Below are 12,617 nucleotides of genomic sequence, written 5' to 3' on the forward strand. Positions count from 1 at the left end.
CAGCAATGCCGGATAGTCCTGATTTTACGATCCTAAAAGCTGCGAGACTCATCGACGGCAACGGCGGACCTGTGTCCGAGCAGGCAGCAATCATGCTGCAAGGCAACACCATCAGCCAGATAGGCACACATGAGACAGTGCAGGCCCCCGAGGGTGCGTCAGTTCGAGAGGTGGACTACGGCGACGCCACCATTCTGCCCGGACTCGTGGACAGCCATGTCCACCTCATTGGCATTGGCGACGGTCGTGCCGGCGACGAGCTGGTGACCCTCCCGGACGAAGTCCTCACCGTACAGGCGGCCCAGAACGTCAGGCGACATCTCTACTCGGGCGTCACCACCGTACGTGACTGCGGCGCTAAGAATCGCACGACCTTCCTGCTTAGAGATGCAGTCGAAATGGGCATCGTCCCCTCTCCGAGACTCGTCCTCGCAGGCAGGCCCGTGGCAATCATCGGTGGCCACCTGAGCTATTTCGGTATCCAGGCTACCGGCGAGCACGAGTGCCGCGCCGCCGTGCGACAGCTTATCAAGGAGGGCGCTGACTTCATCAAGATCACCGCCACAGGAGGCAGCACACGCACCAGCTTCCCGCTGCGACCGTCGTTCAATGTCGACGAACTGTCTGCAATCTGCGAGGAGGCCCACAAATTCGGCAAGCACGCTGCCGCACACTGCGCCTCATCCCAGGGCATGGCGAACGTGCTTGCCGCCGGCATCGATACGATCATCCACGGTGTTCACAAGGAGGCAGACGGCTCCGATGTGTACCGACCTGAGATCACCGAGAAGATCGCTGAACAGGGCGTGTACGTCAATCCCACACTTGGCGGGGCCGTAACCCGCATCCGAATGCTGGAGAACACGGCCGACCTCACGTCATCCCGGCAGGCAGAGTTGGATGCGATGCGAGAGGCTTCCGAAATCCGTATGGAAAACGTTGCCCGCATGGTGGATGCTGGCGTCGTCATGAGCGCCGGTTCTGACACGGCCTGGGGTTTCTACCAGATGGGTGACTTCCAGACCGAGATCGAAGCCCACGCCATGGCGGGAATGACCAACATGCAGGCGATAGTCTCCGCAACCAGGGACGCCGCAAAGTCATGCTGGATCGATGACTCTGTGGGGACGCTGGAAACTGGTAAACAGGGAGACGTGCTGGTGGTCAACGGCAACCCAGTCGATGACATCAACGCGCTTCGGAACGTGACCGACGTGTACCTTGCCGGAAATCTAGTCGACAGGCAAGCTCTGGTCTAGTCTAGCTGGGCGATAGTCCAAAGAGGGTAGGGGCGGACCCTTGTGGTCGCCCGATAGAGTCTGTGAACAGCAAGGGGCAGCCGCAAGGGCTGCCCCTACTACTTGGACAATCCTATCGTCTGGGAATGCTACTTTTCGATTGGCGCTCCCACGATGGAACCGTACTCAGTCCACGAGCCGTCGTAGTTACGCACCTTGCCGTGCCCGAGGATCTGGCTCAGAACGAACCAGGTGTGCGAGCTGCGCTCACCAATCCTGCAATAGGCTATGGTCTCACCCTCGCCGGTGATTCCCTTGCCCTCGTAGATCTCACGGAGCTCTTCTACCGACTTGAACGTACCGTCCGCGGCGACGGCTGTTGCCCAGGGTACGTTCGCCGCCCCAGGGATGTGTCCACCGCGCTGGGAACCCTCCTGTGGAAGGTGGGCCGGAGCCAGCAGCGTGCCATCAAACTCCTCAGGCGCTCGGACGTCAACCAGGTCGGTGCTGTTGTCGGTGGTCGCGACTCCCAGAACGTAGTCTCGCGTCGCGCGAATCGACGTGTCTGGATTGGATGCCGTGTATGCGGTCGCCTCGACGGACGGTGCATCCATTGAAGTCTCCCGCCCCTCGTCGATCCACTTCTGGCGACCGCCGTCCATGATCTTCAGGTCGTCGTGTCCGTACATCCGCATCTGCCAGAACGCATATGTGGCGAACCAGTTGTTGTTGTCGCCATACAGAACGACCGTAGTGTCGTTGCCGATGCCAGACCCGCCGAGAAGACTCTCCATCTGCTCGCGAGTCAGGATGTCGCGCGTGAGCTGGTCGTTAAGCTGTGTCGACCAGTTCCAGCCGACTGCCCCGGGCACGTGTCCCTGGTCGTATGCGGCTGTGTCGACGTCAACCTCTACGAGCACGACGTCTGAGTTTCCAAGATTGTCTGCGACCCACTGGGTCGAAACGATTGATTCAGGGTGTGCAGGTTGCTCTGCCATTGTTGGTGTTCCTCCTGCCGGTGAAACTCGCTTCAAAATAGTGTGCGGTTGGGCGGTTGTTGAGCTATCCGGTAAGCGGCGCTCCCCCGCAGAACTGTACGTAGTCGATCAGTTCGGTAACCGTCGGGTTGTCGCCGCACAGCGGGCACTCAGGATTGCGCCTCAGCTTGACGGCCCTGAAGTCCATCTCCAGCGCGTCGATCAGCAGCAGCCGTCCCGATAGTGACTCGCCGATGCCCAGGATGTGTTTGACTGTCTCGGTCGCCTGGATCGTACCCACCATTCCGGGGAGCATTCCGAGCACGCCCGCTTCGGCACAGCTTGGGACCTCACCCGGAGGCGGAGGCGTCGGGAACAGGCAGCGATAGCATCCCTGGCCCGGAAGGAATACGGTTGCCATGCCGTCGAACAGCAGGATGCTGCCGTCCACCAGTGGCTTGTTGGACAGGTAAGCTGCGTCGTTCACGAGGTACCGAGCCGGGAAGTTGTCGGCCCCATTGATCACGATGTCGTAGTCCGCCATGATCTCCATCGCGTTGTCGGACGTCAGTGGCTCCTCATGAGTTATGACGTTGGTCTCAGGGTTGTAAGCGTTGAGCGTCTCAACCGCCGACTGTACCTTCGGCTTGCCGATGTCGCCGTCGTAGTGGAGCACCTGGCGCTGCAGGTTGGTCACGTCGACGGTATCGAAGTCCACCAGTCCTATTGTCCCCACTCCGGCGAGTGTAAGGTATATCGCTATCGGCGACCCCAGCCCTCCGGCGCCTACGATCAGCGTCTTTGCATCGATCAATTTCCGCTGTCCGACGCTGCCCACCTGGGGCATGATGATGTGGCGGCTGTACCTTCTCACCTGGTAGGGAGTCAGGGGCCTGACCGTTGTAGTTGTCATTACGTTCCTCCGATTCTGGATTGCTCGCTGGTTGCTCCTTAAGTACCGGTGACTTGATACAAAATAAAAGCCTCCCGTGTCGAACGCAGGGCGTTGACGTGGAGGCCGATTCTAAGCTGGGCCACCCTGGGGATGGCCGTGGCCGCCAGCTAGCTACCGGACTGCGGCAACCCTGTCTGAACGCCGTGCGTAAAGACGGGTGCTGCAACAAGTGCATGTAGCTGAAACGTACCGTAACAAGGCTGTTATATTCCTCGAAAATGTGCAGTCTATAGCTGTCGCAAGTATAGCACGGGCCTAGTACACCATCAACTTGAGGCAATCGGACGATGCAGTCACAGAAGTGTGGGAGGAGTCTCTCGTGCCATTCTGGCCAGAGGTGGAACGAGGACGAGTCGTTGTGTCCTAAGTCCACGCTTGAAAGAATGGGATTATTCCGACCATGGCCTGCTTATGACGCAGGTGAATTAGCCCGTGCTGGTGGACCACCTGGAGGCACATGCAAGTGAAGCCCAAACAGCTGATGGCATTCATGCTGCTTATCGTGGTCGCCTTGATCGGCGTCACCTGCGGACGATCTACTGAGAGCACACCGACCGCCGAGCCGGCTGACGCCCCGGTTTCTGGCACGGTTACGGACTCTCAAGAAGCAGATGCCCTCAGGCAACTCGCCTTCACCTATTGGGAGGCTTTTAATGCCTACGATGCCGAAAAGACCCTGGCATTCATGGAGGAGAGCTACCGCCTGCAGCGGCAGGAAGAAATTCACAATGAAATAGAACTGATCGAACTCTTCGGCGTAAGGCTGGATGTGAGTGAGATCACCCCTCCTCACATAGTCAGTGAAGACGAGCGAGAGATGTACCTCGATTTGAAAGAGCCACTCGGCACCCGCAGAATTCGCATGGCCTTCCGTAACGCAGACGGGGAGTGGAAGATCATCTACGCTGAGGAACAGAGGTAGTCAAAGTACTGACATCCGGCGGTACCATGACGCCGTAGCTCAGAGAGCATGATCACCACCCTGTCAGGAAATGAGTGATCGCTGGTGAACTTCTGACGGTCCATTCTGTGGAATTCGCAATTCCATAAGGGTTGTTGGCCTGACCTTACCTATCTGAATTGCCTCCTGTGCCCGTAGTTCCACGGTTGACGGCTGAGTTGCGCTCAGACTACTATTCGGCCATGGGACGGCTCGTAATGGTTTCCAACCGGGTCCCGGCGGCTTCTGACCTGGATCCGTCGAACAGAGGGGCGGGCGCCGTTGGAGGCCTTGTTAGCGCCGTACGTGCCTCCCTGGTCGAGACCGGTGGCATGTGGGTCGGCTGGAGCGGCCGTGCCGTTCCCCGACGATCCAGGAATGGAAGCGAAGTTGCTCAAACCCCCGGCGTCGTGGATCTGGCCACCATCGATCTCACGTCCGACGAAATCAATCTTTTCTACAACGGCTTCTCTAACCGTACCCTCTGGCCAATCCTTCACAGCTTCATCGAGCGTACTCAGATCCGCCCTGACACTTACCGGGCGTACAGACGCGTAAATCGAAGGTATGCAACAGCATTGGGTTCAGTGCTGAGTGACGACGATCTCGTCTGGATTCACGATTACCACCTCTTCTTCGTGGGAGAGGAGCTCCGGCGCCTGGGATGGAAAGGCAAGTTGGGGTTCTTCCTTCACATACCATTCCCGGCAGCCGACATCTTCTCCATCCTGCCCTGGTCTCGAGACATCCTGGCGTCGATGCTGTCGTTCGACTTGATCGGCGTTCATACAAGGCGTTACCTGTTTAACCTTGTGGACGCCTTCGGATCTGAACTCGGGGGCGACTGGAACGGAATAGACCTCGGCTACGGGGAACGGTCGTCGAGATTGGGCGTCTACCCCATCGGCATCGATCCGTCCACTTTTCAGAACGCAGCCAGGAGCTCAAGTGAGTCTCTCAAGCGCATGTTGAACTTGGACCCATCGACCCAGGTCATCATAGGTGTAGATCGTCTGGACTACACCAAGGGAATTCCCCACCGACTCCAAGCGTACTCCAGGATGCTCGAGCAGCACCGCCAGATTCAAGGCAAAGTCACTTTTGTTCAGATATCCAACCCATCGCGAGCACGCGTGCCTGAGTACATCCGGGAACGCGAGACAGTTGAGCGACTTACCGGCGAGATTAACGGACGCTACTCAGATGGCGCCTGGATTCCGGTGCGTTATCTGTACCGTCAGTTCAGTCAGGAGAGTCTCGCGGCCTTCTACAGGGACGCCGACGTCAACATGGTCACTCCGATCAGGGATGGCATGAACCTGATTGCCAAGGAGTTTGTAGTCTCGCAGCTTGACGACCCTGGCGTGCTCATGCTGTCGAGTCTGACGGGCGCGGCTGCCGAACTCACCGATGCCGTGATAGTTAACCCGTATGACATAGACGGAATGGCACGGTCCCTTTACAATGCGCTCAGAATGCCTCTTGCCGAGCGCAAGTCCCGATGGCAGCGTATGAACGAGGCTGTAATACGCAACACTGCCTCTGGGTGGAGCTCCACCTTCACGTCAGACCTCGAAACAGCGAATTTGGGACTCCTCGCGCGGACATCGGTGCTAAAATTTGGGTACTGAATTCTCGCGTTAACGCCGTCTCCAGAGATCGCTGAGGCATAAACATGAAGAATAGCTCACGTCAGTCTACTTTCTGTGGTGTAAATGTCTTCCTCGACCGTGCCGCCGAAAGGCTCGGTCTTGCTGATGGCGTGCGAGATATGCTCGCCCGACCCTGGCGTGAACTTCGCGTGTCTGTCCCTGTGAGAATGGACGACGGGTCAATCGAGGTCTTCAACGGCTACCGGATTCAACACAACGGCGTCAGAGGACCTTACAAGGGAGGTGTGCGGTACCACCCTGAGGTTGATCAGGAGGAGGTCTGCGCTCTCGCATCTCTCATGACTTGGAAGACGGCCATTGTAGACATTCCCTTCGGTGGCGCCAAGGGGGGAGTCCAATGTGATCCCCGCTTGCTGAGCACCGAAGAACTGAACCGGCTCACGCGACGTTACACCGTTAACATCGAGCACTTTCTGGCAGTGAACCGCGACATACCTGCCCCTGATCTCGGCACCAACGCACAGACAATGGCCTGGATGATGGACGCCTACGGGCAGATTCATGGCTACACTCCGGGGATCGTCACAGGCAAGCCCGTCGAGCTGGGTGGCTCGGTGGGCCGTGAACAGGCGACAGGCAGGGGAGTGGTCTTCGTGATGCGCGGCGCCGCTGCCGACCTCGGAATGGACCCGGAGGGCGCGCGTATAGTCATCCAGGGATTCGGCAACGTCGGTTCATGGACAGCCCGGATTGCTGGAGAGCTGGGCTGCAAGGTAGTGGCGATATCGGACGTCTATGGCGGCGTTTACAACGACACCGGACTCGACATCGATGCCCTAGTCGCCCATTCGGAAGAGGCTGGCACGGTTGTCGGATTCAAGGGCGCCGACTATATCGACAACGCTGAACTTCTTGAGTTGGACTGTGAGGTGCTGGTTCCGGCAGCAGTCGGTCGCGTCGTCAACGAAGACAATGCTCCGCGTATCCGGGCTGATCTGGTTGTCGAGGCCGCCAACCATCCTGTCACTCCAGAAGCGGACGCCATTCTCGAAGATCGCGGAGTGATCGTGATTCCTGACATTCTGGTCAACGCCGGCGGCGTAATCGTCTCCTACTTCGAGTGGACACAGAACCTGTACCAGCACAAGTGGACGCTAGACGAGGTCAACGAAGAGCTGGACGCAATCATCACAAAGGCATACAGGACCGTACGTGAGACCGCTATATCAGAGGGGATCAGCTACAGGGACGCGGCCTTCCTGGTAGGTGTGGGCCGGGTGGCCGAGGTATCTCAGCTCAGGGGATTCATCTAGTCTGCAGCCCGTCGCTCTCTACTTGGCCGTCTCGCATCCGTACTATCCGGTGGCACTGCTCTCCGATCTCCGGTGCGTGCGTGACTATGATGAATGTCTGGCTGTTCTTCCGGTTCAGGTCGAGAATCAGGTCCATAATCTCTTGCGCAGTCTCCGAGTCCAAGTCACCTGTCGGTTCATCCGCCCAGACGATTTCAGGCTCATTGACCAGGGCTCGGGCAATGGTCACGCGCTGTCTCTGACCCCCTGAGAGTTCGGCAGGTCGATGACCGGCCCAGTCTGTTAGCCCTACCAGGTCTAACGACTCCATCGCCCTCGATCTAGCCACGGCTGGCTTTGACCCGCTGACCAACATCGGCAACTCTACGTTCTCCACCGAGCTCAGCACAGGCAGAAGGTTGTAGAGCTGGAACACGAACCCCATCTCTTCAGCGCGGTAGTCGGTCCTGCTGTCGTCGTCCATCTCATTCAGAGACACGCCGCCAATCGTGATCTCGCCCTCGTCAATGTTGTCGATCCCGGACAGGCAGTTCAGGAGCGTGGTCTTCCCGCATCCGCTCGGTCCCATGATTCCCACGACCTCTGCCTTATCGACGCGAAGATCGATTCCACGTAGTGCGTGCACTTTCACACCCTTGCCGCTGCTATATGTCTTGTGGACACTGCTGGCGACTACCAGCGGATCCCGATCTCCCGCCTGCATGAATGTGGCTCTCCTCAAATGCTCTGGATGTGCGACACCAGATAAGTGTGACTGATTTGATCAACTCTGTTCAATTCCGGACGGTATCGGCACGTACGCAGAAAGAGAACTGAGTGCCAAATCTTGACCCCAATCTGGTGAAGGCGTACGCTTGGACTCACTAGCGGCTTTCACTGGAGTCGTTCGGAGGTTCAAATGGAATTCGGCTCATTCATGGAATTTCACACTCGGCCTGGCCTCACGCAGTCCGATGCGTTTAACGAAGGCTTTTCCCATATTCAGATTGCTGAGTCTCTTGGATTGGACGGGGTCTGGATGGCGGAGTCCCACTTCAACCCGCAGCGGTCCGTTCTATCGGCGCCCCTCGTGCTTGGCGCCGCCATTGCCGGACGTACGAACACCATAAAGATTGGTACTGCGGTACACGTCATCCCTCTCGGTAACCCCATAAGAATGGCTGAAGAAGCAGCCACGCTCGACCAGGTCAGCCAGGGACGCTTCGAGTACGGAGTAGGCCGCAGCGGTTTCCCGGGCTCATACGAAGGATACGGTATGGCCTATGGCGAGAGCAGGGCACGCTTCTACGAATACCTTGAGATCATCAGGGGCGCGTGGATGTCGGACAACTTCAGCTACGAGGGCGACTTCTACAAGTACGACGAGGTCTGTCTCACCCCCAAGCCTTTCCAGCAGCCGCACCCTCCGTTCAGAATTGCTGCTACAACGACGGACACCTTCCCACTGCTAGGAGAGCTCGGATACCCGATTTTCGTTGGCGTACGCGGTTTGGGAGCGTCACAGGTCGCAGAGCAGGTCGAAATGTATAAGAAGGCATGGAGCGATGCGGGCCACACCGGGCCGACTGACATCTCGCTCCGCATACCCGTGTACGTCAGTGAGACGGAGGAAGACGGCGTGAGCACCCCGGAGAACAGCTTCATGAAGCAGTTCAAGAGGCTGGGGTCACAGCTAGCGGCCTCTGTTTCCCGCGCTGGTACGGATCCACGGGAGGATCGAGCCGAGCGAAGTTCTCAGCTCGCTGAGATTAACTGGACTGAGGTCAGGAAGGAAAAGGTCGCAGTCGGGACTCCTGACATGGTCGTCGAACAGCTCGCCAGGCTGCGCGACCAACTGAGCCTGACTGGCGTGGTCGCCGAGTTCAACGCCGGCGAAGAGATCCCTCCTGAAAAGATCGAGTCCTCTCTGAAACTGTTCTGCGAAGAGGTCATGCCAGCGCTGAAATAGATCGTGCTGCTAGCCATAGACATAGGCAATACGAACGTCACCATCGGTGTGTTCGACGGGGACGATCTGAGGACGACCTTCAGGTTCGCCACCGATACCCGAAAGATGCCTGACGAGTACGCAGTTACGATCAACCAGCTGCTTCCCCTGCAGGGAATGGTGCTTGGCGATATCGACGCCGTTGCTCTTTGCAGCGTGGTGCCGCCACTGACTCCCAGCTTCGTGGATCTTGCCAGGACTTACTTCGACGTAGAGCCCTTGGAAGTCGGCTCAGGGACTCGAACGGGCATCCGTGTTCGCTATGATGCCCCCCGCGACGTTGGGGCAGATCGCATCGTAGACGCAGCTGCTGCCTTTAAGATGTTCGGTGGCCCTGTGATAGTCGTGGACGTCGGTACGGCTACCGTGTTCGATGCCGTCAACGACCAGGGAGACTACCTCGGTGGAGCGATCGCTCCCGGCATCTCCATCGCCGCAGACTCGTTGTTTCATTCTACAGCCATGCTCAGGAGGGTCGAGCTGGCTCCGCCGCCTACCGCCATCGGCCGGAATACAATCCACGCTCTCCAGGCGGGCCTGGTCCTCGGCTATTCTGAGCTCGTCAAAGGCATGGTAGGCCGATTCAGGGATGAACTCGGCCAGCACTCCAGGGTTATCGCAACCGGAGGATTGGCAGAAGTGGTAGCCTCCGAGGCCGGTGTCTTTGACTCTGTCGACCCCAACCTCACTCTGACTGGCCTCAAGATAGTGTTCGACATGAATAGGGACGGTCGCTGAAACATGCCGCAGGACCTAGCAGGAGTAAACATAGTCCTCGCCGTCAGCGGTTCCATAGCCTGCTACAAGGCTGTTGACCTCGCTAGCAAACTGACCCAACTGCGCGCCAAAGTCGACGTGATTATGACAGAGGCCGCACAGCGGTTCGTGGCCCCGTTGACGTTCAGGTCCATCACGCATCGGCCTGTCGTCACCAGCATGTTCGAACCGGATTCCGAGCTCAGCATCAACCATGTTGCCCTCGCCGAACGCGCCGACTTGGTGGCGGTAGTACCTGCTACAGCAAACACCCTGGCAAGGATCGCCCACGGTATAGCCGACGATGCCATCACAGCCACGGTCCTGGCCACTCGTGCCCCGCTGCTCGTGGTCCCAGCTATGGACGCTAACATGTTCGACAGCCCTGCGACACAGGCAAACGTCGAGTTGCTGAATCGCCGTGGCGTTCACATTGCTGGGCCCGCCGAGGGCCGACTTGCATCTGGTCTCATTGGCAAGGGAAGACTCCTAGAGACGCCCGAACTGATCGGGCACATTCGCATCGTCCTCGGACAGGACGGCGACCTCGCAGGCCGTAAGATCGTGGTAACGGCTGGCGGCACACAGGAGGCCATAGACCCTGTTCGTGTCATTACCAACCACTCTTCGGGAAAGATGGGCTACGCAGTCGCTGAGGCTGCCAGGGACAGAGGCGCCGATGCGGTCCTCGTTACATCTCCTACTGCCTTGCCGGATCCCACAGGCGTACGCGTTGTCAGGGTAGGATCGGCTCTGTCCATGCGTGACGCTCTCTACGACGAGTGCGCCAGCGCCGACGCTGTCGTCATGGCCGCTGCCGTGGCTGACTGGAGGGTGGCTGACGTCGCCGATCAGAAGGTCAAGAAGGGCGGCGAAGACACGTGGACAATCGATCTCGTAAAGAACCCGGACCTTATCGCAGGCCTCGCCTCCGATAACCTCGTCAAAATCGGGTTCGCTGCCGAAAGCGAAGACCTAATCGCCAATGCCCAGTCCAAGCTCATTTCGAAAGACCTGCACATGATAGTCGCCAACGACATCACGGCTGAGGACGCTGGATTCGCCGTTGACGACAACCGTGTAATCATCCTCGACCGCGAGGGCGGAATAGATAGGCTGCCCCTCATGTCAAAGTACGACGTAGGGGTTGAGATCCTCGACCGCGTTGTACCCTTTTTGAAGTGATCGACCATTCAAAACACTTAGTTACCAACAGGACTTCGCAAAAGGAGAAAAACAGTGCCAATCGTTAGAGTAGAAATGTGGCCAGGACGCACTCATGAGCAGAAGCAGGAACTCGCGAAGGTGATTACCGACGCTGTTGTGAATATCGGCAAGGCCCCTGCCGAAGCCACGTTTGTCATCTTCGAAGACGTGCCCAAGGAGAACTGGGCGCAGGCTGGTACGCTCGCGTCGGACGAGTAGGGTCCGCGACTTCCTGGTATCGCCTCGCCCTGCGAGGTCGTCACGTGCCTTGAGGGCACATTGCTCACATCGTCCAGAGAATGGGCGCAAGGTCCGCTTGAGGTATTCACATGAACTTCGGCTACTATCTTCCCAGCAACGGTGCGGGCGCGCGGCCAGATGCGCTGGAGTCAATCGCCCGCCTCGGCGACACGTTGGGCTTCTACTGTATGGTCGCTCCAGACCACATCCTGCAGCCCAACAACGTCGACTCCGTTTATCCCTACAGCCTCACTGGTGATATCCTCGCGGGCGGCAACATGGGTGGAGGTGAGTGGCCAGAGCAGATCACGACTCTCGCTTTTCTGGCTGGCGTTACAGAACGAATACGCCTCGTCACCAGCGTGATGATAGTCCCATACCGCAACCCTCTGCTGACTGCCAAGATGCTCGCCACATTGGACGTGCTCTCTAAGGGACGGCTGATAGTTGGGGCGGGAGTTGGCTGGATGGAGGAGGAGTTCGAGATGCTGAGCGCTCCGCCCTTCTCAGAGCGTGGTGCCGTGACCAACGAGTATCTTCAGGCCTTCATTGAGCTCTGGACCCAGGACAGCCCCTCCTTCGAAGGTAAGTACACCAGCTTCGCCGACGTTACATTCCTGCCCAAACCTGTTCAGAAGCCCCATCCGCCCATATGGATTGGCGGTCAGAGTCGCCCCGCGATCCGGCGCGCTGCCCGGCTGGGGAATGCATGGCATCCCGTAGGGGCCATTCCCGCGACTCCGCTCGAACCCGAAGAACTTGCTGAAAACGTTGCTATGCTCCACCAAGTAGCCGAACAGGCAGGGCGTGATCCTGCTTCAATCGACTTGTCGATGAAGGCACCGCTATATGATGCATCGATGGACAGCGAAGGGACCCGCCGACGATTCTCAGGCAGCCCGGAGGACGTCCTCGAAGACATCCGCATCTACTCTGACACCGGCGTGACGCACCTGATATTCGACTTCCGAAGCCAGGACCCCGTCGAGACGGAAGACCGGATGTCCCGGTTCGCCGAGGAGATCATCCCGCTCGCTGAATCGATCTAGGGATTCTTGACACTCGCCGACGCCCATCGGCTATACTCACACAGCACATTTAAAGGCTGAGATCAGGACTAGTAAGTCTTCAGACGGAGCCTCAGAGAGTCGGGGCAGGTGAGAGCCCGGCGCTTACGAGAGGACTGAATGGACCTGGGAGCCGCCAACCGAACTTCGCCGCGGCGAATTGTAGGCTTGGACGGAGAGAGCGCCGTTACCAACGCTCAGGGCATCGAGGATGCGTCTTCCGTGCCTGAATAGAGGCTGTCCGCCATGGCGGACGGTGAATTAGGGTGGTACCACGGATCATCGATACCCGTCCCTATGGGGGACGGGTTTTTGTTTGCAGAAA

General features: G+C 58.3%; 12 protein-coding genes and 1 other annotated feature. Of the genes, 9 read left to right on the forward strand and 3 right to left on the reverse strand.

What is annotated here, in order from left to right; translation table 11 throughout:
• The first annotated feature begins 5 nt into the window (after window positions 1-5).
• Complete coding sequence (locus J4G14_01395) at window positions 6-1,259, forward strand: amidohydrolase family protein (GenBank protein ID MCE2456456.1); 1,254 nt, start codon at window positions 6-8, stop codon at window positions 1,257-1,259.
• Window positions 1,260-1,387: 128 nt separating this feature from the next.
• Here J4G14_01395 and J4G14_01400 read toward each other — a convergent pair whose 3' ends face one another.
• A complete protein-coding gene (locus J4G14_01400; GenBank protein ID MCE2456457.1) occupies window positions 1,388-2,236 on the reverse strand; it encodes a sulfurtransferase in 849 nt (282 codons plus the stop codon).
• A 64-nt stretch (window positions 2,237-2,300) separates the two neighbouring features.
• Window positions 2,301-3,128, reverse strand: a complete 828-nt coding sequence (gene moeB, locus J4G14_01405) for a molybdopterin-synthase adenylyltransferase MoeB (GenBank protein MCE2456458.1) — start codon at window positions 3,126-3,128, stop codon at window positions 2,301-2,303.
• Between the two features lie 505 nt (window positions 3,129-3,633).
• On the opposite strand from moeB, the gene J4G14_01410 reads away from it, so the two are divergent.
• From J4G14_01410 to J4G14_01420, 3 genes are all read left to right on the forward strand, one after another.
• The gene (locus J4G14_01410) at window positions 3,634-4,092 is read left to right on the forward strand and encodes a hypothetical protein (protein ID MCE2456459.1); all 459 of its coding nucleotides are present in this window, start codon (window positions 3,634-3,636) and stop codon (window positions 4,090-4,092) included.
• A 167-nt stretch (window positions 4,093-4,259) separates the two neighbouring features.
• Window positions 4,260-5,741: a trehalose-6-phosphate synthase gene (locus tag J4G14_01415; protein MCE2456460.1), complete on the forward strand. Its 1,482-nt coding sequence runs from the start codon at window positions 4,260-4,262 to the stop codon at window positions 5,739-5,741.
• Between the two features lie 44 nt (window positions 5,742-5,785).
• Window positions 5,786-7,036 carry a glutamate dehydrogenase gene (locus J4G14_01420; protein ID MCE2456461.1) on the forward strand — a complete coding sequence of 417 codons (1,251 nt, stop codon included), beginning with the start codon at window positions 5,786-5,788 and terminating at the stop codon, window positions 7,034-7,036.
• Here J4G14_01420 and J4G14_01425 read toward each other — a convergent pair.
• Window positions 7,029-7,739, reverse strand: coding sequence for an ABC transporter ATP-binding protein (locus J4G14_01425; protein ID MCE2456462.1), 711 nt, complete (start codon window positions 7,737-7,739; stop codon window positions 7,029-7,031). The genes J4G14_01420 and J4G14_01425 overlap by 8 nt on opposite strands.
• A 195-nt stretch (window positions 7,740-7,934) precedes the next feature.
• Between J4G14_01425 and J4G14_01430 the strand changes: the two genes are divergently transcribed.
• The 5 genes from J4G14_01430 (at window position 7,935) to J4G14_01450 (ending at window position 12,274) form a co-directional block, all read left to right on the forward strand.
• A complete protein-coding gene (locus tag J4G14_01430) occupies window positions 7,935-8,984 on the forward strand; it encodes an LLM class flavin-dependent oxidoreductase (GenBank protein MCE2456463.1) in 1,050 nt (349 codons plus the stop codon).
• A 3-nt stretch (window positions 8,985-8,987) separates the two neighbouring features.
• Window positions 8,988-9,761: a type III pantothenate kinase gene (locus J4G14_01435; GenBank protein MCE2456464.1), complete on the forward strand. Its 774-nt coding sequence runs from the start codon at window positions 8,988-8,990 to the stop codon at window positions 9,759-9,761.
• Between the two features lie 3 nt (window positions 9,762-9,764).
• A complete protein-coding gene (gene coaBC, locus J4G14_01440) occupies window positions 9,765-10,964 on the forward strand; it encodes a bifunctional phosphopantothenoylcysteine decarboxylase/phosphopantothenate--cysteine ligase CoaBC (protein ID MCE2456465.1) in 1,200 nt (399 codons plus the stop codon).
• A 54-nt stretch (window positions 10,965-11,018) separates the two neighbouring features.
• Window positions 11,019-11,204: a tautomerase family protein gene (locus J4G14_01445; GenBank protein MCE2456466.1), complete on the forward strand. Its 186-nt coding sequence runs from the start codon at window positions 11,019-11,021 to the stop codon at window positions 11,202-11,204.
• 110 nt (window positions 11,205-11,314) lie between these two features.
• Window positions 11,315-12,274, forward strand: coding sequence for an LLM class F420-dependent oxidoreductase (locus tag J4G14_01450; GenBank protein ID MCE2456467.1), 960 nt, complete (start codon window positions 11,315-11,317; stop codon window positions 12,272-12,274).
• Window positions 12,275-12,323: 49 nt separating this feature from the next.
• Window positions 12,324-12,592 (forward strand) — a binding site (T-box leader).
• Window positions 12,593-12,617 lie beyond the last annotated feature (25 nt).

Source organism: Dehalococcoidia bacterium (assembly GCA_021295915.1).
In the GTDB taxonomy this organism is placed as follows: domain Bacteria; phylum Chloroflexota; class Dehalococcoidia; order Lucifugimonadales; family UBA1123; genus VXRN01.